Below are 22764 nucleotides of genomic sequence, written 5' to 3'. Positions count from 1 at the left end.
AAGGGGCATTAGCGGAGAAATACGAATTCTTAAGGGCTATAACCTTGGCCAATACACACTAACCCAAACGACAGCCACGCCTGATACAAATAAATAAAGCTCAGGTGTTTTAGAAATATAAGCAAGATATTCAAGCAAGCTATGTCCAATGATCATTAAATTAAGTTCAAGAATTAACGTAACACCACCAGCAACGGAGAGACCAAAACCTATTAAGAAAGTGAAGAAGCGAATGATCATTTGACTAAGGCGTTCCTTCTCTTTTTCATAGCGGCCTGTCCCTCCTTGCTCATTTACTATCCATCCTATTTCAAAAAAAAGACGTTTATGCTGTTTAGGACCTTTTCCTTTTGTTTTTTTTACATACATGCTAAAACAAAAAGGTATCATAAACCATGCAAGAAGGAGGAGAAAATATGATTGAAAAAGTTGAACAAGCCGTTCAAAAAAACTGGGTTCCGTCTTTTCAATATGAAAAGAATGAATCAACACCCTTTACACCATTTACTAAAGACTTGAGTAATGCCAAAGGCGCCGTGATTTCAACTGGTGGTTTTTATGTAAAAGGTCAAACCCCTTTTAATGACAACTTCGGTCTTGGCGATCCATCTTATCGAGAGATTCCAGTTTCAACAGCTTTAAAAGATCTTTCCATTTCTCATGAACATTACGATCAAACAAATGCACGACAAGATGCGAACGTCCTCTTTCCTCTTGATGTGATGAAAGAACTTCAAGAAGAAGGTCGTATTGGTGAACTTGCTGAAACACACTATAGCTTTATGGGATATATCCCAACACCTCACCCGTTAAAAAACGTAACTGCGCAAGAGGTGGCACAAAAACTACTGAAAGAACATGTAGACTTCGCTTTGTTGGTGCCTTCCTGACCAGTCTGTCAACAGTCGGCCGGTCTGGTCGCTCGCGTACTTGAAGAAAACGGTATCCCAACAATCACATTAACGATGTCAAAAGAAATTAGCGAATACGTAAATGTCCCACGCTCTCTCTATAATCGCTTCCCATTCGGCAGCGCCGTAGGACAACCTAACAACAAAGACCAACACAAACAAGTCCTAAACAAAGCCCTCGACGTCCTAGTCGAAGCGAACGAAGGTGGAATTGTTGAAGAATCGGGAATTAAGTTTAAATAATGGAATGCGAAAGTGGGCGGTTAAATCCGCAGGGTGTTGGAGCTTATCCAAAACCAACTTCGCGGAATTCTTTGAAGTATCGCGGAAATAAGTATTTTTCACTCATTGTACTTCCGTTTTCAAGCGCTCATTTTCACCCGCTTTCTTTATGTAAACGAATTCCATACAAAAACCGGCTGAATTTCAGCCGGTTTTTACTTTTATTTTGATGAAGTGAACTGTTCTTCCTCCGTTGATCCTTTTAAAGCAGTAGTTGATGAAGTTCCACCTGTAATCACTTGTGAGACAGCATCAAAGTAACCTGTTCCTACTTCACGCTGATGTCTTGTAGCCGAATAGCCATCTGCTTCGCTCGCAAATTCAGCTTGCTGAAGTCTTGAATAGGCTGCCATACCATGGTCCTTGTAATCTCTTGCAAGCTCGAACATGCTGTGGTTTAGAGCATGGAAGCCAGCAAGTGTAACAAATTGGAACTTGTAGCCCATTTTTCCTAGCTCACGTTGGAATTTAGCAATCGTTTCATCATCAAGCTTCTTCTTCCAGTTGAATGAAGGAGAACAGTTATAGGCGAGAAGTTTACCAGGGAAGCGCTCATGAATCGCATTTGCGAATTTCTGTGCTTCTTCTAAATTAGGTTCAGACGTTTCACACCAGATAAGATCAGCGTAAGGCGCATAAGCAAGACCTCTTGCAATCGCTTGATCAAGTCCAGGTTTCGTATAAAAGAAACCTTCCGGCGTACGTTCTCCTGTTAGAAATTCATTATCATATTGATCGACATCACTTGTAATTAAGTTCGCCGCGTTCGCATCCGTTCTTGCAATGATTAACGTTGGCACGCCCATGACATCTGCGGCTAAACGTGCTGAAATTAAGTTTTTCACTGCCTGCTGAGTTGGAAGAAGAACCTTTCCTCCAAGATGACCACATTTCTTCTCAGAAGAAAGTTGATCTTCAAAATGAACAGCTGCTGCACCTGCTTCAATCATCGACTTCATCAGTTCAAATACGTTTAGCGCACCGCCAAATCCAGCTTCCGCATCAGCTACAATGGGGACAAACCAATCACGATCGTGAACCCCCTCTGAATGTTCAATTTGATCCGCACGTTGAAGGGCTTGATTAATCCGTTTTACGACTTGCGGTACGCTGTTTACAGGATACAAACTTTGGTCCGGATACATTTGCCCTGATACATTTGCATCGGCAGCTACTTGCCAACCGCTTAAGTATATGGCTTTTAAGCCAGCTTTCACCTGTTGAACAGCCTGGTTACCAGTTAAAGCGCCTAACGCATTAATGAAATCCTCACCATTCACAAGCTTCCATAAGCGTTCTGCCCCTCTTTTGGCAAGGGTGTACTCAATTTGAATAGATCCCTGTAACTTTAGTACGTCTTCAGGTGAATATGGACGTTCAATTCCTTTAAAACGCTCTTGCTTCCAGTTTTCTTGAATTGTTGCTGCCGTTTGCTTTGTCATTATGATTTCCCCCTAGATTTCATTAAATTTTTATACTACCGTTGATTCATTAACTAAACTTAAGTATTCCTGGCGCCTTTTCCAGATTTGATTTGGTTCAGGCATATAATGATTCCAGATCCCCTTCATCATTTTAATTAAATTGGCATCTGTCACGCATTTACCATCAAACCCCTCTACCGCTTCACGCGTTCCCTGTTCAAAAAGAGCTGCATTGGAGTTTGTTTCGCTACCAAGATTTTCTCGGATCACATGTGTTTTTCGCTTGTGACCAATACTAATAACGTACCTTGCGACGTCCGATACCCCCCTGCCTTCTTCTACTAAATGAATCCCCGCACAATGATCACGTAACTCATAAAGCATTCCTTCTAGCTGGTGAACGTTTTCCTCCGTAATTGAGATACTCGCTTTAATCGTTCCTTCTTTCAAATTCTGTTCTCTCTCTAAATAAGAAATCACGCTATTCCACCATCGTGCTTCTTCATAAGTTGCCAATCCTTTTAAGCAAAGGTATGGAGCCGAACCGTTTCTTACTAATGTTTCGGTATGATGAAAGAGATAAAGACCAACATCTACAAGGCAAGCTGACAGACATAAACCATTGATATCATCACTTTTTCTCCAGTCAGAAGGCGTAATCATAACCGCCATTGGTTTCGGAACGGTGTAGAAAAAATTTTGATGAAGAAACATTTTCACAAGTTCCTGTGCGATCAAACGATCATTAAGAGAAAATGACGCATAGGAATAATCAGCTATGAAAAGATTGGGTCCAGGTTGCATGGAGTCCAATACGGTTTCTAAATTAGTGGCTGAGTTTTTGAGAACAATACGTCGATCTTGTAGATCTTTTCGAACAGGCTTAACTTCCCAATTCGCATTCTTTATTTGCGCTTTCGTCATTTGCCTATTATTTGTTCGATGTTGCTGTTCATCTAATTGTTGCAAATCTTGATGAAAGTGACGATGGAGCCTCTCTAAAAACACCATCGCCTCCTGTGTGAGTAAGCTACTTCCATGAACGTTAGCGCTTTCAATTACTTCATCAAGCACAGCTTTCCCTCCTATTCAAGTCTTCCGCTACTGTTACAGCGATGACACCCAATACACCCTTCTCCTTCGCAGTGGTGACAGCCTTCACTCTTTCTTTCTTTCCCATGACAATGTGGACATTCAAGCTCGCCATTTCCATAACAAGTATAACAATCCATTTTTACTTCCCTCCATCTGTTATAATACAATTTATTTTATTTGTTAGTATTATATAACAACCTTTCAAAAGTGTTCAACCTTTTTTTAGAAAATTTTAAAAACATGTGATTTTGACAAATTAAGCCTTCATTTAAGCCGCTTTTTTGCCTTATATTTGTAAACAAACAAAAAAACGCGTGCTAGACACGCGTTTTTTTCTGTACTCATACAGTTTCTTTTTTCCAAAGTTCTTTTATTCCCTGGGCCCTTTTTATTCCACTAATTGTGCCTAGATGAAGATTTTCATGGTTCATTAAAAATAACAGAAGCTCTCCAATGGTTTCGAGTTTCAAATAAGAACCGATTGAAAATTCACTCTGTAGTGGATCGCTTAATTGACCTTTCAGTTCGTTCATACGAGTATTCTGCTCTAGTAGGTGGTGCTTCATTTCACTAAGTAATGGCGGGGTTTCCGTCCATTCGTCCGGCCTTGTCCCAGCTTTGAATAAAGAAGTATAAAATACAGGGAGATTATTTTCCATTTCAGTAAAACGCTCTAAAGCAAACTCAGCAGTTACTAAAATATGCCCCAAATTCCACCGAACAGTATTTGTAAAACCTTCGGGAAGACGATCGGCTTGCTCTTCAGTCGTTGCCTCTAAAGACTGAATCGTACGGTAACGCCAAAACGTAAACTGCTTTACTAGTTGAGAATCATTCATTTTAATCCCGCCTTTTGTATTATTTCTATGGGTCTTTTTCCAAAAATTATTCCGTAAGAAGCCTAATGTCTTTATCGTTGCCTGCCTCTTGGGCATAATCCATAGCTGTATAACCTGATTCATCTACCTGAAAAGGGTCCGCTCCGCCAGAAAGGAGTGTCTCATAAATATCCTCGCGATTCTCTGGTTCCATATAAGCTGTATAGATAAGTGATGTCCAACCATCTTGATCCTTAAGATTAGGGTCTGCGCCAGCATCAAGAAGAAGTTCAACTTTAGTAACATCACCATTTTGACTGGATATCATTAAAGGGGTGATTCCATACAAATCTACGGCATTAGGCTCCATCCCGAGATCCAGTAACGATTCAAGCATCTGCTCCCTCTCTGGATACTGTGCCGCATAATGTAGCGCATTCCACCCTTCGGAATCAGTAGCCTCTAAATTACCTGCTGAAAGATGCTCATCAAATTCCGATTCATCTTGTGACATAATGGCCTCCATTAGTGGGGTGACCTCTGTCACATCTCCGTCCGTATATGTACTTTCCTCTTCACTTATTGAAGCTAGCGAAGGAAACAATACTGAGGCAATGACTGCGGACCCAATACCTCCTACTATGAAAAGAAATAGAACAAGTGAAAGAATGAGTAACTTCTTTCGAGGTGAAGGAAAATACGTCGTTTCTCGTATCTTCATAAAAGACTCAACTGCCGCTATTCGTTTTGGTAACGGTGGGTGAGTTGAAAGCATTTCACTTAGCCATACAAAAAAGCTTTTCTCTGATTGAAGCTGTTTGATATAGATATCCTTGTTAACACTTTGATACAAACGCTTTCCGACAGCGAGAATCATTAATGCATTTCCTGCACGCTCGCCGTTCTTAATATAATGCGCCCCCATTCGATCACATGTGAATTCACATGCCCTAGAATAAGCAGAGCCAAGAAATGGCACAAGATTTCCTGGTAAAAGAAGAAGTTGTTTCATAATATGATTGCGTTTAATATGAGCTAGTTCATGAGCAAGAATGAATGTGACCTCTTCTTCCGCTTCTTCTTCAATTAGCTCAAAAATATCAGAGTAAAGCACGACGAAATTTTTTCCTAATAACCGTGTCGCAAATGCATTTAAAATCCCAGCAGATTCAATGACATAAACATCGGGCGTTTTTAGAATGTCCATGTCCCTACACAACTCTTGTACCCTTTGATGAATGAGAGGGTACTGGCTGTCTGATATTTTCACACCGTTGCTTCGAATTTGTCCAAGAAACAGTCCATTACTCATAAAGGAGATAAGCCAAAGAAATAAGATGATGGCAATCCCAATGACAGAAAATAACAGAAAAATATAGGCCATGATACTAAAAACGAGTAAGATCACAAAAAGAGATGTTTCAGAGTTTGAAGTTAATTGTTTCGAATCATTCATTCTACTGTCACATAATTCCTTTCTTTAATGAGATATGTTCAGTATACTGAATTTTCCATTAAAGTGTATATGTTTTCAAACAAAAAAACACCCTTTTAGAGTGTTTTTCAGTCCAACATCGATACAATACGATTTAGCGAAGAACGGAACGAATCTATATTTACAAACCTTGCTTCTCTTATGCTTTCCTTTCCATTCACATAAAGAAGAAGGACTGGGATTGTAAACACTGAAAACGCGCCTGCCGCTGCTGGGATTTCATGAACATTGAGCTTTTCTCGAATGATTTGAGGGAAATCTTTCATTACTTCTTCTACCTGAGGCAACAAGGCATGACACACTGAGCAATTCGTCCCGTATAGGTAAAGAAAGTAAAGGCGATTCTGTTCGATACCCTCATATGCTTCATCAAGCGAAATTTGTTTCAGTTTCCTCACCTTCTAACATCATCCTGATTAAGAAAGATTCATTCGTCTATTCTTTCCTTTAACGAACATAAAGATGCCATAAGCAATAAAACCAATAGCGACTAAACCTAGCAATATTGCACCATATGGTTGTTTTGCTAGTTCAGCAAGCGCACCATCAAGCCCTTTCGTTTTATCCGGATCAGCTGAAATCGCCGTTTGAATAAAGAAAACACCCATCATGGTAAAAACGACACCTCGTGCTGCAAGCCCAATTTGTCCGGCACGCTTGCCCCACCACTCTTCTTGATTATGCATTTCATATTGTTTTAGTTGCTTCATAAATGACTTCTTATACCCTCTGATCACCTGGTAAACACCAAATCCGATAAAACATAAACCGATAAATCCAATAATCCATTGACCAAATGGCTGTTCTAATAGTTTAGCAGACATCGATTGTTTCCCACCAGAAGATGAACTTCCAGCTCTTGTAATGATGGAAACAGCGTTATAAGCAAGAAATAAATGAATAATGCCAGCGCCAAAAAATCCAATTCGAATTAAAATACCTTTCACATCATTTCCATAGTTGTCGGGGTCCTTAATTGCCTGAAGCATCTTCCATACAGAGTAACCGATTAATCCAACAATCAGAATCCATAAAAGTACTTCTCCAAAAGGTTTTCCAGCGATCGTTACGAATGCCCCTTTTGAATCGGTGGTTTTTCCTCCAGGACCAAGCGCTGCCTGAAATGCTAGAATACCAATAATTAAATAAACCACACCTTTGGCTGCGTACCCCATTCTTGCTAGCCCTCTAATCCAAGGCTTTACATCGTTTGATGCCTGCTTCGCTTTGTGTTTTGCAGCTGTACCTGTTTCCATCTTAATAATTCCCCTTCCATTTACTCGAATCGTATATCCACTCTCTCTATTCCCAGTTATCATTACTTTCAATCTAAAAGGGTATATTTTTTTCTATCCATTATTTAGGGGTTTTTCTACAAAAAATAGCCTTGTAAGCGAATCCAGCATTCGCTTACAAGGCTGCTAGTTGAGGAGATAGACTTGTGGGCACAAGCTATCGCGTTTCTTTACTATACTATAGATCACGAAATTTTCATATAGTTTCGAATCATTTCTTTTCTAATTCATCGCGTTAAACTATTAAGATCATACAGTGAGCAAGCTATTCCATGCGAGTATCTTTGACAGTCATTTGAGTTTTGAGCTGCTCACAGCGTAATGCCATACAAAACAATCGGATTCTTAGCATCGAAAAGCACTGCTTGAATACTAATGAAAAAGTAGAAGGTTTTTGATAGTGGTGTGAGAAACATCACAGTTTTTTACAGCAAAATCATCTAAACTATAAATAGAAAGTAAAAGAATTTATATTGGAGGGATTGCAAATGAGTGTAAAACACACAAACATACTTGTTGCTGTTGACGGTTCTGAATCTGCTGAGGTCGCTTTTTCACGAGCGGTTGAACTTTGTATCCAAGATCAGGCATCCCTAATCATTGCCCATGTCATTGACACGAGAAATTTTTCCACTTTTGAACTTTATGATATCGCAACTGAAAGAGCTGAGGATTTCGCGAAGCGGTTATTAAAAGAATACGAAGAAAAGGCTATGATTGCCGGAGTAAAAACGATTAAAACCGTGATTGAATATGGATCACCAAAAGTCAAAATCGCCAAAACCATTGCTCCGCAAAACAAAGTCGATTTAATTGTATGTGGGGCAACTGGGATGAACCGTGTTGAAAGATTGCTTATGGGCAGTGTTTCTGAACACATTACACGACATGCTACTTGTGATGTGATGATTGTACGAAGCGTAAAAGTTTCTGATAAGGAGGAGCAACAAAATGAACATAGCAGACAAAATACGTAAACATCGTCTGGAAGCAAATATGACGATTCAGGAATTGGCTGTAAAAGTTCGGATTGGCGCTGGCCTTATGCAAAAAATCGAGGAGAATCGGTATCAGCCCGATGTCCAAACCTTGTTAAAGATCTCGACTGCTCTCGACATTCCAGCTTCTGAATTTCTTGAAAAGGATACGATTGATGCGTTAAAACAAGCAGACACAGGAATGCAATCTAAGTAAAACCTTAAGAAAAAGCGCTGTCATGACAGCGCTTTTTCTTATACCTCCACTAACTTTCTTTCATAGAGCGGTAGTGAAACTTCGACCGTTGTTCCCTCACCCTCTACACTTGTTAAATTTATCTTCCCATTATGATTATCAATAATGCTAAAGCTTACCATAAGCCCTAGGCCAGTGCCATTCTCCTTTAATGTATAGAACGGTTCTCCTATTCTAGGCAATTGATGTTCAGGGATTCCCACTCCCTGATCGCGGATAATAATAAGAGCATCACCTTTATCATTTTTAGTTACTTTTACAAAGATCACACCGCTGTCAGTCGCTTCAATGGCGTTCTTTAGAATGTTTACAAACACTTGTTTTAATTGATTTTCTTCTCCTAGTACAGGAAACTCTTCGAAGTCATACTGTGTGCGGATCTCAATATTTTTTAAGATTGCTTGAGATTTCAACAACGAAATGACGTGCCTGAGAAGTGAAACCAAGTCACTCTTAGCAAACTCTTTCTCCTGTGGTCTCGCTAGAATCATAAATTCACTAACGATGAAATTAATACGATCAATTTCAGATAGCATTATTTGCAGAAATTCTTTTGATTTCTCATCAGAAGAAGCGTTATAAACTAGGTTTGCAAACCCTTTTAATGACGTAAGGGGGTTGCGTATTTCATGGGCCACTCCTGCAGCAAGTTCTCCGACAGCAGTTAATTTTTCAGAGCGTCTCAGCAACGCTTCTGTTTCCTTTAATTCCGTAATATCCTCTACGATAACGATCACACCCTGCACCTGATGATCGACGATATGAGGGATAGAAATTAATTTCACCTGTATGGAATGACCATTTCGATGAACGATTGCCGATTCACATTTTTGGGGAACGCCTTCTTTTGTTTTCTCAAAACAATTGGTGGTTTGCTCAAAGTATCGTTTTTCCAGAAAGTGCAGACTGGATTTATCCTGAACATCTTTTACCGTATACCCACTCATTCGTTCTAGTGAGGGATTGATATTTAAAATACGACCATTTACATCTAATAACATGATGCCGTCTGGACTATTTTCAACAAGGGAGTGATACTTTCTTTCGCTTTCTCGAAGCATGGACGCTTGACTTTCAAGCTTTTGATTTCGAACCATGCGAATTAAAATAAGTACAGAAATAATGAAAATTCCAGTTAAAGCAACATATTGTAAAAGGGGGTTTTCACTATAGCTCTCTATTTGAAATCTAGTTTCAACCGATGAAGTCATCATAGTAAAATAATGAACTGCAAGCGTTCCGAGCCCAAAGGTAATGGCACCAAATACTTTTCCCCAGTAGTTGTTCCTTTCATTGAAAGTGCCATAAACAAGCCATAAGCTGCTTAATGTTGAGAAAAAAGCCATTAGAAAGGGAAGAACGATTCTCCACCAGTCCTCTTTTTGGTAAGTAACCCCTAACAAATAATAGGAGCTAATGGTTTGCAATAGTAATAGTGATAAGGCAATTGATATGCTTGCTCCTACAATTTGTTTAATTTTCCAGTTAGATGAGAGCGTTAAAAAGCCTAAGAGAGATCCAACCACCGGAACAACCAACGATATACCTACAAACCATGGTGCATAAAAAGAAGCATCTGCTGTAGATAGTCCCAATAGAACAAGGTATTGCAAAATCCATATCCCAGCGCCCATCGCTAGTGAACTTCCAAATATCCATAGTTTTCGATAGGTTTGTGTCATGCTGCAAGCTTTTTCATGAAAATCAAAAGCCACATAAGTATAGCTCACAACCATCAAAATCGAAATGACAATAAGAAAAAAATGAAACTCATAAGTGAGACTTTCCATTATGTACTCCACTCCATTTTTAATACCGACATTCTACTTTTTTGATTTGCTGTATGCCTATTACCAATTAGACATAAACCTTCAAAATCCTTCCACTTTTGCATATAAGTTGTTTTAATTAAATTTTTATTTTAACAAGTAAAAACAGCCGAAATTGAATCGGCTGTTTTCACAAGTTTCACGGCTATTTCTTTATAAGAATGGGTAAAGGTATGAGAAGGAGGATTTGTCAATGGCTCAAATATTATTCAAAGTTCAGCACGTGAAACGACTCAAAGACCATCACATCCCAGATACATATGAAGCTTCTGTCGAAGTTGAAGTTATCAATCGAGAAAATGGAGAGTTAGAAAAAACAGGGCAAATTCCAGTTCAATTCAACGAACATGGTTCCTTCCCTTCCATCGCCCATATCCAAACTTTTGAAGAAAATAAAAAGTTACAAGCAAAACTTTTATTTGATATTCGAAGGTATGTTCGAAAACTGCGTCCTTATCTAGAGCCGGATGATGAATAATTTACGCTTCAAACAAATAGCGATAAATTGTACAAGCTACTTGAATATTCATCAGATCGGATGGTTCGTTAAAGTTAATAGCTAAGATTTCTTGAATGCGCTGAATACGATAATTCATCGTATTCACATGAACATGAAGCTGTTCAGAAGCGTTTTTCAGATCCTGTCCGGTTGATAAGTAGACAAACAATGTTTGAAAAAGCTCTCCTTTGCGTCGCTTTTCGTAAGCAAGTAAGGGGGAGAGATACTCAAGCGCATAATTCGCTAGATCATCCTCATTGTTATTTAAGAGAAGGCGAAGGGCGCCTATTTCTCCATACCACGACGAATGCCCAGCGAACGTAAACCGTTCCAGAAATTTAATCGTTTTCTTAGCTTCCTCAAATGATTCTCCCACCGTAAGTACCCCTTTAACGGGTTTGCCAATGCCGATTCTACACATTTTTTCAACCGTAATCTTTGAGATTAATTGTTTAAAATCTTGAATAAAGCAATTGATTGAACCAACACAGGACTCGATTCCACTATAACGATCTTTATGAAACAAAATAACAATCTGTCTTCCCCACTCCGTAACAAGCAATTTAGTATTGTTTTTATGAAGTAGATGTCGAATGGACGCATGAATACAGCTACGCATCCACTCTTCATGACCTTGCTCACATTGGGGCACATCGAGAATGGCAACTGAAAAATAATCTTCCCAATCTGTATGAAGACGATCCGCAAAAAAGCTTAAATCGACTTCCTCCTCCTGAGTGGAAAGTAAGTGAATGAGAAGTTCGCCGGTTAATCGTTGCTGTTCTTTATGTTCTGCTTCTTGTTTCATTAATTGAAGTCCAGCCACCGTACATGCATGGAAAACGGCGGAGTGTTCAAACCTTGTGAGGGGTAACGATTCAGAAATAATGGCCATGTACCCAAGCGGAAACGTAAGTCTACCGAGTGGAAATAACAAAAGATCTTCTTTCACATGAACGAATTCAACCTCATGTTTTTTATACTGAATCATATTTAAATGCTTAAGAATGGTTGTTTGGATATGAGTGTTTAAAGACCCATCCTCATGACTGGACGCTTTCACATCACCGAATGGATCAAAAATCACCACGTACTTTCCAATCGATTTCGTCAGATAAGAACAAATTTCTTGAAAAGACCCTTCGTTCATCCCAATATCTGATAAAGCATGATGCGTTTCTACTGATCTTGATAAACGTTCATTTTGGTTGATCATCTTTTGATTAAACTGCTTTAATTGTTGCAAAGAGGCTTCCTTATTTCGATACAACTTCGCATTCATAATGGCAATCGCTGCTTGAGAAGAGATTGCTTCAACTAATCGAATATCGTCTTCCGTAAAAAACTTTTCTTGATTAAAGCGATCTAACACGATCACACCTGTACAATTCTCTTCCTTCATAATTGGAATGCAGATCGTGCTCGTTGGCAAGTTATCGGCCGACTGATGGTAGAGGGTCGCATTCTGAGGCGTCATTGTTTTCATAGCTTCTTCAACTTCAAGATTTGTTTTAAAATGTAAGGTTTTCTTTTGTTGAAATGCTTGTCCTGTCATGGATTCTCCAGAATGAAGCAATACTTCATTGACCGTTTTCTTTCGAAAGCCAGTTGATCCGGCTACTTTTAATCTTTCTTTCTCCTCATCATATAAAAAAAGGACGCCACCATCTGCAGCATCGATGACTGAGACGGCTTCTTCAATGACAGACTGAATAACGGCATAGAAATCAAGTGAGGTGTTAAAAATTGTAGATACTTGCATTAATACATGTAGCTGTCTTTTACTTAGTTCTGCTTCATTTTCAAGCAACCCTCTCGCCATTCATTTCCTCCCCCTTTTCTTTACTGATAAACCTTTTCTACTTTTTGCTCTAGATAAGATAGGGTAGCTTCACCAAGCGTTTTTGCAGCAATCAACATGGCCTTCTCATCTATATCAAATCTGGGATGGTGATGTGGATAAGTTGCCTCTAACTCCGCATTTCCTGCCCCAGTTAGAAAGAAGGTGCCAGGTACCTCTTCAAGGTAATAGGCGACATCCTCTCCTACCATTAATGCTTCTGTTTCCACAACCTCTTTCACATCCGCTACTCTTTCAGCCGCTTCTTTTAACAAGACCGTTTCTTTTTCATGGTTCACAACGGGCGGATACCCTCGATCATAAGTAAATGAATAGTCAGCCCCGCTGCTGTCACACGTGCCTTTAATCATGCGCTCCATTAATGTAATGATTCTTTCTCTAACCTCTCGATCAAAGGTACGAACGGTTCCTTTCAACGTTGCCGTTTCTGAAATGACATTAAATGCCGACCCAGCATGAAATGAGCCAATTGATAATACAGCTGTATGGCCAGGGTTGATGAATCGACTGACGATTTGCTGCAACTGACTAACTAATTGACTCGCTACAACAATTGCATCAACTGCTTCATGGGGGATCCCTCCATGCCCGCCTCTACCTTTAACAACGATCTCGAATGAATCAGCAGCGGCCATAATTCGTCCCGTTTTATACGCAACCGTTCCTGTCGGGAAGCCAGACCAGAGGTGAGTGCCAAATAGTACATCAACTCCATCAAGGCATCCATCTTCAATCATCGGTTTTGCTCCACCTGGCGTGATTTCTTCTGCGAATTGATGGATAAAAACAATGCGTCCTTCTAACTGGTGTCGCTCTTCATATAGGGCTTTCGCAAGGTGTAGGAGTGTAGAAGTATGCCCGTCATGTCCACACGCATGCATCACCCCAGGAACAGTCGATTTATAAGATACTGATTTTTCATCATTGATCGGTAAAGCGTCGAAATCCGCTCGTAGGCCAACTGTTTTCCCTGGTAATGCTCCCTCAAGAACTGCCACTACACCTCTTCCCCCAACTTCCGTTCGAATAGGTATCCCCAGCTGCTTATAAAAATCAGCGATTCGTTTCGGCGTACGAACTTCATGGAAAGATAGCTCGGGGTGCTGATGAAGCTCTCTTCTCAGTTCAACCATTTGTGGGTATAACTCTTCTAATCTCTCAAAAAGTGCTGTTCTCATGTAAGATCTCTCCTTCTCCTCTATCTCAATCAAGCATGACTTCCTCAATGCGGTATACGTTATGAGTATTTTAACAAAAATTCTGAACTTTATAAGTAATTCTTGCAAATCTGTTGTGAAATATTATGTAATCCATTAACTTTCTTAGAGCAGTTCAATCATAATAAAAAAATGCAACTCTCATATTTGCAATGGTTCCGATCGTTTTCTAAAATGAAGTGAAAGCGTTAATGAGGAGGAAACAAGATGAATGTATTCATTTTAGGGGCTACAGGCAGGGTTGGTAGCAAAGTCTTAACACAAGCTCTTAGAGATCACCATAGAGTTACCGTTCTTGTTCGCTCACCAGAAAAGCTTCCTTTTCAAAAAGGATTAGCCATTATTGAAGGTAATGTGTTAAACGAAGAGGACGTTTTGAAAGCAAGTGAGGGAAGTGACGTAATTATTAGTGCACTCGGAACAGATAAAACGACAACCTTATCTGAGAGCACACCAATCCTCATTAGAGCGATGAAGAAACATGGAATAAAGCGCATCATTACCGTTGGGACAGCAGGTATACTAAACAGCCGCACGGATCCTAGCATTTACCGTTTTGAGTCTTCTGAATCAAAGCGGAAAACAACCCGAGCAGCAAGAGAGCATCTCGCTGTCTATGAAATGCTCAACAAGAGTGAGTTAGATTGGACAATCATATGCCCTACCTATTTACCAGAAGGTGAGGCGCGCGGTGGTTATCGGATCGAAGAAGAGTACTTGCCTGAAAATGGACGAGAAATTTCAACCGGAGACACAGCTAACTTTGTCTACCAAGAGTTGATTGAGAAGAACCATATTGGAAAAAGGGTCGGAATCGCTTACTAGCTACTTGCCTGAATCGATCATGGTGACGTTAATTAACTTTAACAGCTTCAAAAAAGACGAGCGGTATGCTCGTCTTCTCTTTCACTTATTTCTGTTTTAAAGCCGCTTCAAGCGCGATAATCATCATTTCTTTAAATGTTGTTTGACGCTCTTCAGAAGTCGTTTCTTCGCCTGTTACGATATGATCACTCACCGTTAAAACCGTTAGTGCATTTACACCGTATTTTGCGGCGATTGTATAAAGTGCGGAAGTTTCCATTTCGACACCTAGCACTTGATAATCAGCAAGCTGCTGGAAAATTTCCGGATTGTCCCGATAGAACGAATCACTTGTAAACACATTCCCCACATGCACACTCATTTCTTTTTCAGCTGCAGCATCATAAGCATTTTTTAGAAGATTAAAATCAGCTGTTGGGGCAAAGTCCATGCCATTGAATTGTAGACGATTTACACCAGAATCGGAAGTCGCGCTCATCGCAAGAATGACGTCTCTCACTTTCACTTCTTTCTTTAAGGCGCCACATGTGCCCACTCGAATTAAGTTCTTTACGCCATAGCTTTGGATAAGCTCATTAACGTAAATTGAAATGGAAGGTACACCCATTCCTGTTCCCTGTACAGAAATCCGTTCCCCTTTATATGTACCCGTATACCCAAGCATCCCTCTTACTTCGTTATAGCAAACAACATCTTCTAGGAATGTTTCTGCAATATACTTGGCACGAAGCGGATCTCCAGGTAATAGAATTGTTTCTGCAATTTCTCCTTGTTTTGCTCCAATATGTACACTCATTGTCATACCTCCTTGAATAAATACGTTTCCTATCAAAAGTAGCATAAGATGAGAGGATTTGCTACATGCATTCGTACAATGTTAGTCTCTCCCCTGCACTTCTGGACCATGCAGTTCTTTTTTAATATAAAAAAACAGGCGATTGCCTGTTTTTTGCTACATCAATAGTATGGTGAGATCATGAGATAAACGACGACTCCCGTAATGCTCACATATAACCATAAAGGCATTGTCCATCTTGCAATTTTCTTGTGCTTCTCAACCCGCATATTTAGTCCGCGAGTTACTGTAATTAAAGCAAGAGGAACAATCGCTGCTGCTAGAATGATATGTGTGATTAAAATAAAGAAATAGATAGGTCGAATCAGGCCTTCGCCACCAAAAGAAGTGGATTCAGACAATCCATGATACGTGACATAAGATACTAAAAATAGCGCTGTCGTTGTAAAGGCCGCAAAAATAAAGCGCTTGTGCAACTTAATGTTTTTCTGCTTAATAAAGATAAGTGCAGCTACTAAAAAAACAAAAGTAAAGCTATTAAACACCGCATTAAGCAAAGGCAGTAGCGTAATATCGAATCCTACATCTCCGCTATATTCTGGTAGGAAGAAAAGGATGACCACAAGCACATTGACTGCAATGGAAAGTCCTACAATCCATGGTGTATAGTTCCGTTGTTTTACATCATTCATTAGAGTCCTTCTCCTTATCACATTAATCTACTTATTAAGGATAAGAAAGTTTTTTGAAATGAGCAACCTATGTGATTCATCTCACACATAAAAATACATGCAATGACACGTTTTGTTCACATTAAGGCATCCATTGATCGTGAACAATCCCAACTAGATAGAGTTCTTGATCATGTTCGGAAAAGACCAGCTTAAGACTTTTCCAATCCATTTCTTCAAATTCTTCCGATCCAGGTACAAAAAACTCAACAAAATGACTGTTTGGAAAAGTATCTTTCATGTTTTGTATGTCATTCGTATTTTGATAAGTGTCATCATATGTTACGAGCTCTGTCTCACTATATTCTGCATCATACACATATTGATTAAAATAAGCCTCAGGGGTGAGGCGAATTGGTTCTCCTTTTCTCGGTTCCTTTCCCCATTCGAGCTGCTTCTGATTTTTCACCTGAAATAACTCTTTTACTTGAGCAGGCATCAATACCTGCGATCGTTTCTTATCGACCATTCCAAAAGGAGAAAATAACACTCCTTTTTGCGGATGAACAGAGCCAGAAATTTCTTCCATGTTCTTTTCTTTCAGGGCATTTAACACAAGATACGCTTTTTCCATAGCGATGGCTTGAACAGATGCCGGACGATCTGCCTCTGCTACTCCAGGATCCTTGGGTTTCTCAATGGCACACCCTATCATCATGCTAAAAAGCAGGAAGAAGATTATCAGTGCTCGAATCATCTTACTCATCCTCCCCGTTCACTCTCATTCCCTTTCTACTTATATTCGCCACAAATAAAGACAACCATTCTAATTCTCAGGGAAAAGTTGAAAATTCCCCTTACAAAAGTCATACCTATCTTTCTCCCCACGGTAATCACCATGGTATCGCTTACAGCGTTTATGTATTGATTTCATTCAATCACACAATTTGATTTTAACGCGAAAAAGCTATAAAATTTTTACTTGGGAACCCGGTAACTTGTTCTGTTACGGGATCGATATCATCTGATCAGCATTTGATTAGTCTTATCTTTACTAAATGAAGTAGGGAATTCACTGTTCCGTCCATACGTTCCCTCTGGAACAGCAATAATGAAAAAGTGAGGTCACAAAGATGAATCAACCATCAAAACAGGCTTCTGTTATCGTTATTTTCGGTGCAACAGGAGATCTTGCCAAACGCAAGCTATTCCCATCACTGTATAACCTCTATTGCAAAGGTGTACTTGCTGAGGATTTCGCTGTAGTGGGAGTAGCAAGAAGACAGCTTACAAATGAAGAATTCCGTGCAAACGTTCATGATTCTGTGATACATACAGCTTGCATGGATAAAAATGACAAACATGAGGAATTTAGCAGTCACTTCTTCTATCAACCATTTGATGTAACGAAGAAAGAATCTTATCAAGAATTAAATGAATTAACAAAAACACTCGATGAAAAATTCAATATTCCAGGAAACCGCATCTTTTATATGGCGATGGCTCCAGAATTCTTTGGAACAATTGCATTGAATTTGGATTCTGAAGGATTAACTGATGGAGAAGGCTTTAATCGTCTTGTTATTGAAAAACCGTTTGGCCACAATTTCCCATCGGCTCAAAAGTTGAATGATGAAATTCGCCAGGTCTTTTCTGAAGATGAAGTTTATCGTATTGACCACTACTTAGGAAAAGAAATGGTCCAAAATATTGAAGCGATTCGTTTCGCAAACTCAATGTTTGAACCTCTATGGAACAGTCGACACATCTCCAATATCCAAATCACATCTAGTGAAACGGTTGGTGTTGAAACACGCGGAGGATACTACGAAAAGTCCGGCGCCCTTCGTGATATGGTTCAAAACCACATTCTTCAAATGGTCTCACTACTTGCGATGGAACCACCTGTTAGTCTCTCAACAGAAGAAATTCGCGGTGAAAAGGTGAAAGTTCTTCGCTCCCTTCGAGCTGTAAAACCAGAAGAAGTAAATGATTACTTCGTTCGTGGCCAATACAAGCAAGGAGAAGTTGACGGAGAAACCCTTCCTGGCTATCGCGAAGAAGACAACGTTGACGAGGAATCCAATACAGAAACTTTTGTAGCTGCCAAGCTCATGATTGATAACTTCCGCTGGGCAGGCGTGCCGTTCTATATTCGAACTGGTAAACGTATGACGAACAAATCCACTAAGATTCTCATTGAGTTTAAAGACTTACCAATGAATCTGTATAAAAATGAAAGTGGTAAACTAGGACCAAACATTCTTGTGATTCATATTCAACCTGAAGAAGGCATTACCCTTCACTTGAATGCCAAGGATACAGGCGATATGCGAAAAACAACGCCAATCCAGTTGAGCTTTAACAACGATCAAGAAAATAACATGAACTCGCCAGAAGCGTATGAACGTCTTCTTCATGATGTTATGCGCGGTGATGCTACAAACTTTGCACGCTGGGATGAAGTGGCGCTCTCATGGCAGTTCATTGATCCTATTTCGGTTACATGGGCAAACGAGAAAGAAAAAGACTTCCCGAACTACCCAGCTGGTTCAATGGGACCAAAAGCAGCAGATGAGCTTCTAGAGAAAGACAACCTCCACTGGTGGCCATTACCGAAAGAGTAAAAGCGGAAGTGGCCGCTTAGGGTCGACAAGCGCTGGTCAAGCGCGCAATTTTAAATGACAAAAGAAAGATACGTGCTTCACGTATCTTTCTTTATCATATACACTACTACTTGAAAGGAAGTGCTTATATATGAAAATGTACGATGTTAGTGCACCTATATTTAATGGTATGGCGGTTTATAAAAACAAAGAAGAAAAGCAGCCTGAAATCAACACAACAACGAATGGACACGTAACAGAGTCTCGTCTCTCTCTCGATGTACATACTGGTACACACGTTGATGCGCCTCTTCACATGATGAACGATGGAGCAACATTTGAATCAATCAACCAAGAAGATTTAGTAGGCCAAGCAAAAGTAATTGACGTGACGAATGTAAAAGGTGCGATCTCTGATAAAGATATCGAAGCAGAAGACATTCAAGAAGGCGACTTCATCCTTTTCAAATCACAAAATTCTTTTGAGGAAGAATTTAATTTTGACTTCGTTTTCGTTGGGGAAGATGCAGCCCGCTATCTCGCTGAACGTAACATTCGAGGCGTAGGGGTAGATGGTCTTGGCATTGAGCGTAGCCAACCAGAACATCCTACGCACCGCTCTTTATTTGAAAAAGATGTTATCATCATGGAGGGCTTACGTCTAAAAGACGTGGCAGCTGGAGAATACTTCATGGTTGCTGCCCCATTGAAGTTACAAGGAACAGATGCATCCCCTGCACGCGTTCTCTTGTTTGAAGGATTAAAAGAAGCCTAATACAAAGAAAGCAAGCCAGGGAGGTTCCCTGGCTTGCTTTCTATTCTAAAATTTATCTAACCTTACAGGAGGGGTTTTATGAAGTTCCTAACTTCTCTATCAAAAAAATTAAGTTCTCACTTAACGCCAGGCATGTGCTTCCTCTCTGTGATCATTTTCGCCCTATTCCTCATTTTTATTCTTCCCGAAGTATCAGATCGATCTTATGAAGTCACCCAAACGAGTGATTCTCCAGATGGTTCTTTCTTTTATACTCCAAAAAAACTATATAGCGTTGCAGAACAATATGGAGAAAGCGGAAGAAGCTATTACATTAAAGAGCGCTTTAGCTTCGATGTTATCTGGCCACTCGTTTACTGGTTCTTTTTAACCGCTTCCCTTACTGTTCTCTATCAGTCTATTACCAGCGCAAAATGGCAACTCCTAAACCTACTTCCCTTTTTCGGTATTCTATTTGATTACTTAGAGAATCTATCAACATCCGCTGTGATGTTCTTTTATCCCAATAAAGTGCCCGTCATCTCATGGACTGCCCCTTTCTTCACCTCGATCAAATGGGTATGCATTTATGCTAGTTTTGTCCTGATTATAATTGGTGTTATCTGGAAGATCATTCTCACTTTCAGAAAAATCGTGTACAACGTAAAAAACCGCTAATTCCCTCCTTACGATAAAGGAAGTGATTAGCGGTTTAGTTTAGCTCTTAGTCTTCAAGCCATTCTGTGTGGAACACGCCTTCACGGTCAATACGTTGGTACGTATGAGCACCAAAGTAGTCGCGCTGCGCTTGAAGTAGGTTGGCTGGTAGCGTTTCACTACGGTAGCTATCATAGTATGCAATCGCACTAGCAAGACCAGGAACCGGAATTCCGCGCTGTACAGCAAGTGATACGATATCACGAGTAGCGCTCTGGTAAGATTCAACGATCTCTTTGAAGTAAGGATCAAGAAGAAGATTTGTTAAGCTAGGCTCACGGTCGTATGCTTCTTTAATATTTTGCAGGAAGCCAGCACGGATAATACATCCACCGCGGAAGATCATCGCGATTGAGCCGTAGTCTAGATCCCAGTCATACTCATCAGAAGCGTAGCGCATTTGAGCAAATCCTTGAGCATACGAACAAATCTTACTCATATAAAGGGCTTTACGAATCTTTTCAATTAACTCTTCTTTATTGCCATCAAACGCTGGCACGTTTGGTCCTGAAAGAAGCTTGCTTGCTTTTACGCGCTCTTCTTTCATTGCAGAAATGAAGCGTGAAAAAACAGATTCCGTAATGATGGAAAGCGGTACACCAAGATCAAGTGCACTTTGACTTGTCCATTTACCAGTCCCTTTTTGTCCAGCTGTATCAAGAATGACATCAACAAGAGCTTTGCCAGTTTCAGGATCTTTCTTTGTAAAGATGTCAGCTGTGATTTCAATGAGGTAGCTATCAAGCTCACCTTTATTCCATTCTTTAAAGACTTCGTGAAGCTCGTCAGTCGAAAGACCAAGCACGTTCTTCATCATGTAATAAGCTTCGCCGATTAACTGCATGTCACCATACTCAATGCCGTTATGCACCATTTTCACATAGTGACCAGCGCCGTCTGGACCAATGTAAGTTGTACAAGGATCACCATCAACGTTTGCAGCGATTGCTTTAAAGATATCTTCAACTTCACGAAACGCATCCGGTTGTCCACCAGGCATGATTGAAGGACCGTTTAATGCGCCTTCTTCTCCACCTGAAACGCCAGTACCAATAAAGCGAATACCTTTTTCTTTCAAATCTTCGCTACGCTTCTGCGTGTCTTTAAAGAACGCATTCCCGCCATCAATGATAATATCATCTTTATCAAGATGTGGAAGAAGCTGATCAATCGTTGCATCTGTTGGCATACCTGCTTTTACCATTAGCAAGATCTTTCTAGGTGCTTCAAGTGATTGAACGAATTCTTCAATGCTGTATGTATCCTGAAAGTTTCGTCCCTCAACTTCAGACATCATTTCTTTCGTTTTTTCTTCCGAGCGGTTATACACGGAAACAGAATAGCCGCGACTTTCGATGTTCATCGCGAGGTTCTTCCCCATGACGGCTAATCCAATTACACCAATTTGTTGTTTTGACATCTTATTCCCTCCAACTCTTTTCCCTAAAATTTCGTGAACCCACTGCCGCGAACTTCATGAACTCAAGATACTCATACACTTTCACTATTATGTGCACTTGCCATTAAGCTAGTCACGCGAACAGCCTGACAGTATGCATTATACGTCTTTCCACGAAAGCGTGCAAAGATTAGTAACTAAGAAAAAGGTGGTTTCCACTCGATTTTATCGATGATCTTTCGAGTCAAGATCTTTCAATATCCCACCTTCACAACAAAGAAGGCGCTTTCAATCGTCATCATTGGGAAACACGCCCTATAACGATTATAATTAATAATATATTGGAATAAGTGAAGGAGTGAAGGGTTTATGAACGAAAAACAACTAGCTGGCAAAAAAGCAGCATCCTATGTTCAAGAAGGCATGACTGTTGGACTCGGAACTGGGAGTACGGTTTATTGGACAATTCTTGAAATTGCCAGGATGGTGAAAGAGGGGATGAAAATCACAGGTGTTGCAACATCGAATAACACGGAAAAACTTGCTCAAGAACTTGGCATTCCACTCGTATCACTAGAAGATGTTTCTTCCATCGACCTTACGATTGATGGAGCGGATGAGCTGACAGAGGATCTAACTCTTATTAAAGGAGGCGGAGGTGCTTTACTTCGCGAAAAAATGATTGCTTACCATTCAACACATATGATTGTTGTTGCTGATTCAAGTAAATTTGTCAACCAACTGGGAACGTTTCCTCTACCCGTAGAAATCACTCCCTTTGGCTATGCCAAAACAGTGAATGCGCTAGAAAAGTTAGGGTGTGCCGCATCACTTCGTAAAGAAAATGAATCGAATTTTCTAACTGACAATGGCAACTATATTGTAGATTGCTCGTTCGGTGAAATTCATTACCCAACCACGCTTCATGATACACTGAATCAAATTCCAGGAGTAGTGGAGAACGGACTGTTTATAGGCTATGCAGCAAAAGCCATTATTGGACAAGAAAACACCATTACATACATTGAAAAATAGAA

The 22764-nt window shown here is 40.0% G+C and carries 24 protein-coding genes; 9 read left to right on the top strand and 15 right to left on the bottom strand.

What is annotated here, in order from left to right; all coding sequences use genetic code 11:
* Positions 1 to 36: 36 nt before the first annotated feature.
* Complete coding sequence (locus PQ511_RS00755; RefSeq protein WP_273850018.1) at positions 37 to 369, bottom strand: YuzI family membrane protein; 333 nt, start codon at positions 367 to 369, stop codon at positions 37 to 39.
* A gap of 47 nt (positions 370 to 416) precedes the next feature.
* Between PQ511_RS00755 and PQ511_RS00750 the strand changes: the two genes are divergently transcribed.
* Positions 417 to 890, top strand: a complete 474-nt coding sequence (locus tag PQ511_RS00750) for a glycine/sarcosine/betaine reductase selenoprotein B family protein (RefSeq protein WP_273850017.1) — start codon at positions 417 to 419, stop codon at positions 888 to 890.
* A 464-nt stretch (positions 891 to 1354) separates the two neighbouring features.
* Here the strand turns inward: PQ511_RS00750 and aceA are convergent, their stop codons facing one another.
* From aceA to PQ511_RS00715, 7 genes are all read right to left on the bottom strand, one after another.
* The gene (gene aceA / locus PQ511_RS00745; protein ID WP_273850015.1) at positions 1355 to 2635 is read right to left on the bottom strand and encodes an isocitrate lyase; all 1281 of its coding nucleotides are present in this window, start codon (positions 2633 to 2635) and stop codon (positions 1355 to 1357) included.
* Positions 2636 to 2665: 30 nt separating this feature from the next.
* Positions 2666 to 3691: an aldolase/citrate lyase/malate synthase family protein gene (locus PQ511_RS00740; protein WP_273850014.1), complete on the bottom strand. Its 1026-nt coding sequence runs from the start codon at positions 3689 to 3691 to the stop codon at positions 2666 to 2668.
* A gap of 11 nt (positions 3692 to 3702) precedes the next feature.
* Complete coding sequence (locus PQ511_RS00735; protein WP_273850013.1) at positions 3703 to 3849, bottom strand: hypothetical protein; 147 nt, start codon at positions 3847 to 3849, stop codon at positions 3703 to 3705.
* A gap of 204 nt (positions 3850 to 4053) precedes the next feature.
* A complete protein-coding gene (locus PQ511_RS00730) occupies positions 4054 to 4551 on the bottom strand; it encodes a DinB family protein (RefSeq protein WP_273850012.1) in 498 nt (165 codons plus the stop codon).
* A gap of 46 nt (positions 4552 to 4597) precedes the next feature.
* Positions 4598 to 5986 carry a M48 family metallopeptidase gene (locus PQ511_RS00725; protein WP_273850011.1) on the bottom strand — a complete coding sequence of 463 codons (1389 nt, stop codon included), beginning with the start codon at positions 5984 to 5986 and terminating at the stop codon, positions 4598 to 4600.
* 107 nt (positions 5987 to 6093) lie between these two features.
* A complete protein-coding gene (locus PQ511_RS00720) occupies positions 6094 to 6423 on the bottom strand; it encodes a thioredoxin family protein (protein WP_273850010.1) in 330 nt (109 codons plus the stop codon).
* A gap of 18 nt (positions 6424 to 6441) precedes the next feature.
* Positions 6442 to 7281, bottom strand: a complete 840-nt coding sequence (locus PQ511_RS00715) for a DUF1206 domain-containing protein (protein ID WP_273850009.1) — start codon at positions 7279 to 7281, stop codon at positions 6442 to 6444.
* A gap of 527 nt (positions 7282 to 7808) precedes the next feature.
* Between PQ511_RS00715 and PQ511_RS00710 the strand changes: the two genes are divergently transcribed.
* Both PQ511_RS00710 and PQ511_RS00705 read left to right on the top strand, forming a co-directional pair.
* The gene (locus tag PQ511_RS00710) at positions 7809 to 8297 is read left to right on the top strand and encodes a universal stress protein (protein ID WP_273850008.1); all 489 of its coding nucleotides are present in this window, start codon (positions 7809 to 7811) and stop codon (positions 8295 to 8297) included.
* Positions 8272 to 8514, top strand: a complete 243-nt coding sequence (locus tag PQ511_RS00705) for a helix-turn-helix domain-containing protein (protein ID WP_273850007.1) — start codon at positions 8272 to 8274, stop codon at positions 8512 to 8514. Before PQ511_RS00710 ends, PQ511_RS00705 begins: the two co-directional genes overlap by 26 nt.
* 38 nt (positions 8515 to 8552) lie before the next feature.
* Here the strand turns inward: PQ511_RS00705 and PQ511_RS00700 are convergent, their stop codons facing one another.
* On the bottom strand, positions 8553 to 10343 hold the full coding sequence (locus tag PQ511_RS00700; protein ID WP_273850006.1) for an ATP-binding protein: 1791 nt from the start codon (positions 10341 to 10343) through the stop codon (positions 8553 to 8555).
* A gap of 232 nt (positions 10344 to 10575) precedes the next feature.
* Here PQ511_RS00700 and PQ511_RS00695 point away from each other — a divergent pair, with 232 nt between their 5' ends.
* Positions 10576 to 10860 (top strand): hypothetical protein, encoded by a 285-nt coding sequence (locus PQ511_RS00695; protein ID WP_273850005.1) that lies wholly within the window; start codon positions 10576 to 10578, stop codon positions 10858 to 10860.
* A 1-nt stretch (position 10861) separates the two neighbouring features.
* Here PQ511_RS00695 and PQ511_RS00690 read toward each other — a convergent pair whose 3' ends face one another.
* A complete protein-coding gene (locus tag PQ511_RS00690) occupies positions 10862 to 12703 on the bottom strand; it encodes a helix-turn-helix domain-containing protein (RefSeq protein ID WP_273850004.1) in 1842 nt (613 codons plus the stop codon).
* A gap of 20 nt (positions 12704 to 12723) precedes the next feature.
* Positions 12724 to 13920 (bottom strand): M20 family metallopeptidase, encoded by a 1197-nt coding sequence (locus PQ511_RS00685; RefSeq protein WP_273850003.1) that lies wholly within the window; start codon positions 13918 to 13920, stop codon positions 12724 to 12726.
* 246 nt (positions 13921 to 14166) lie between these two features.
* Here PQ511_RS00685 and PQ511_RS00680 point away from each other — a divergent pair, with 246 nt between their 5' ends.
* Positions 14167 to 14784, top strand: coding sequence for an NAD(P)-dependent oxidoreductase (locus PQ511_RS00680; protein WP_273850002.1), 618 nt, complete (start codon positions 14167 to 14169; stop codon positions 14782 to 14784).
* Between the two features lie 85 nt (positions 14785 to 14869).
* On the opposite strand, the gene deoD is transcribed toward PQ511_RS00680, so the two are convergent.
* The 3 genes from deoD to PQ511_RS00665 form a co-directional block, all read right to left on the bottom strand.
* On the bottom strand, positions 14870 to 15580 hold the full coding sequence (gene deoD, locus PQ511_RS00675; protein ID WP_226658671.1) for a purine-nucleoside phosphorylase: 711 nt from the start codon (positions 15578 to 15580) through the stop codon (positions 14870 to 14872).
* Between the two features lie 161 nt (positions 15581 to 15741).
* Positions 15742 to 16272, bottom strand: coding sequence for a DUF420 domain-containing protein (locus tag PQ511_RS00670; protein ID WP_273850001.1), 531 nt, complete (start codon positions 16270 to 16272; stop codon positions 15742 to 15744).
* A 121-nt stretch (positions 16273 to 16393) separates the two neighbouring features.
* The gene (locus PQ511_RS00665; RefSeq protein ID WP_273850000.1) at positions 16394 to 17008 is read right to left on the bottom strand and encodes a hypothetical protein; all 615 of its coding nucleotides are present in this window, start codon (positions 17006 to 17008) and stop codon (positions 16394 to 16396) included.
* 376 nt (positions 17009 to 17384) lie between these two features.
* Here PQ511_RS00665 and zwf point away from each other — a divergent pair, with 376 nt between their 5' ends.
* From zwf to PQ511_RS00650, 3 genes are all read left to right on the top strand, one after another.
* A complete protein-coding gene (gene zwf / locus PQ511_RS00660; RefSeq protein ID WP_273849999.1) occupies positions 17385 to 18878 on the top strand; it encodes a glucose-6-phosphate dehydrogenase in 1494 nt (497 codons plus the stop codon).
* Positions 18879 to 19008: 130 nt separating this feature from the next.
* The gene (locus PQ511_RS00655) at positions 19009 to 19632 is read left to right on the top strand and encodes a cyclase family protein (RefSeq protein ID WP_273849997.1); all 624 of its coding nucleotides are present in this window, start codon (positions 19009 to 19011) and stop codon (positions 19630 to 19632) included.
* Between the two features lie 78 nt (positions 19633 to 19710).
* Positions 19711 to 20289, top strand: a complete 579-nt coding sequence (locus PQ511_RS00650) for a hypothetical protein (protein ID WP_273849996.1) — start codon at positions 19711 to 19713, stop codon at positions 20287 to 20289.
* 46 nt (positions 20290 to 20335) lie between these two features.
* Here the strand turns inward: PQ511_RS00650 and gndA are convergent, their stop codons facing one another.
* Positions 20336 to 21748 (bottom strand): NADP-dependent phosphogluconate dehydrogenase, encoded by a 1413-nt coding sequence (gene gndA / locus PQ511_RS00645; protein WP_273849995.1) that lies wholly within the window; start codon positions 21746 to 21748, stop codon positions 20336 to 20338.
* 348 nt (positions 21749 to 22096) lie between these two features.
* Here gndA and rpiA point away from each other — a divergent pair, with 348 nt between their 5' ends.
* Complete coding sequence (gene rpiA / locus PQ511_RS00640; protein ID WP_273849993.1) at positions 22097 to 22762, top strand: ribose-5-phosphate isomerase RpiA; 666 nt, start codon at positions 22097 to 22099, stop codon at positions 22760 to 22762.
* Positions 22763 to 22764 lie beyond the last annotated feature (2 nt).

This window comes from Guptibacillus spartinae, from assembly GCF_028610625.1.
In the GTDB taxonomy this organism is placed as follows: domain Bacteria; phylum Bacillota; class Bacilli; order Bacillales; family Guptibacillaceae; genus Guptibacillus; species Guptibacillus spartinae.
This window is presented reverse-complemented; position numbering and strand designations above follow the sequence as displayed.

Coding starts and splice junctions, on each gene's coding strand:
- PQ511_RS00665 (WP_273850000.1), bottom strand. CDS start 17,008: ATGATTCGAGCACTGATAATCTTCTTCCTGCTTTTTAGCATGATGATA.
- zwf (WP_273849999.1), top strand. CDS start 17,385: ATGAATCAACCATCAAAACAGGCTTCTGTTATCGTTATTTTCGGTGCA.
- PQ511_RS00695 (WP_273850005.1), top strand. CDS start 10,576: ATGGCTCAAATATTATTCAAAGTTCAGCACGTGAAACGACTCAAAGAC.
- PQ511_RS00685 (WP_273850003.1), bottom strand. CDS start 13,920: ATGAGAACAGCACTTTTTGAGAGATTAGAAGAGTTATACCCACAAATG.
- PQ511_RS00735 (WP_273850013.1), bottom strand. CDS start 3,849: ATGGATTGTTATACTTGTTATGGAAATGGCGAGCTTGAATGTCCACAT.
- PQ511_RS00650 (WP_273849996.1), top strand. CDS start 19,711: ATGAAGTTCCTAACTTCTCTATCAAAAAAATTAAGTTCTCACTTAACG.
- PQ511_RS00710 (WP_273850008.1), top strand. CDS start 7,809: ATGAGTGTAAAACACACAAACATACTTGTTGCTGTTGACGGTTCTGAA.
- PQ511_RS00655 (WP_273849997.1), top strand. CDS start 19,009: ATGAAAATGTACGATGTTAGTGCACCTATATTTAATGGTATGGCGGTT.
- PQ511_RS00730 (WP_273850012.1), bottom strand. CDS start 4,551: ATGAATGATTCTCAACTAGTAAAGCAGTTTACGTTTTGGCGTTACCGT.
- PQ511_RS00750 (WP_273850017.1), top strand. CDS start 417: ATGATTGAAAAAGTTGAACAAGCCGTTCAAAAAAACTGGGTTCCGTCT.
- deoD (WP_226658671.1), bottom strand. CDS start 15,580: ATGAGTGTACATATTGGAGCAAAACAAGGAGAAATTGCAGAAACAATT.
- PQ511_RS00690 (WP_273850004.1), bottom strand. CDS start 12,703: ATGGCGAGAGGGTTGCTTGAAAATGAAGCAGAACTAAGTAAAAGACAG.
- PQ511_RS00725 (WP_273850011.1), bottom strand. CDS start 5,986: ATGAATGATTCGAAACAATTAACTTCAAACTCTGAAACATCTCTTTTT.
- aceA (WP_273850015.1), bottom strand. CDS start 2,635: ATGACAAAGCAAACGGCAGCAACAATTCAAGAAAACTGGAAGCAAGAG.
- PQ511_RS00670 (WP_273850001.1), bottom strand. CDS start 16,272: ATGAATGATGTAAAACAACGGAACTATACACCATGGATTGTAGGACTT.
- PQ511_RS00700 (WP_273850006.1), bottom strand. CDS start 10,343: ATGGAAAGTCTCACTTATGAGTTTCATTTTTTTCTTATTGTCATTTCG.
- PQ511_RS00755 (WP_273850018.1), bottom strand. CDS start 369: ATGTATGTAAAAAAAACAAAAGGAAAAGGTCCTAAACAGCATAAACGT.
- PQ511_RS00715 (WP_273850009.1), bottom strand. CDS start 7,281: ATGGAAACAGGTACAGCTGCAAAACACAAAGCGAAGCAGGCATCAAAC.
- gndA (WP_273849995.1), bottom strand. CDS start 21,748: ATGTCAAAACAACAAATTGGTGTAATTGGATTAGCCGTCATGGGGAAG.
- rpiA (WP_273849993.1), top strand. CDS start 22,097: ATGAACGAAAAACAACTAGCTGGCAAAAAAGCAGCATCCTATGTTCAA.
- PQ511_RS00705 (WP_273850007.1), top strand. CDS start 8,272: ATGAACATAGCAGACAAAATACGTAAACATCGTCTGGAAGCAAATATG.
- PQ511_RS00680 (WP_273850002.1), top strand. CDS start 14,167: ATGAATGTATTCATTTTAGGGGCTACAGGCAGGGTTGGTAGCAAAGTC.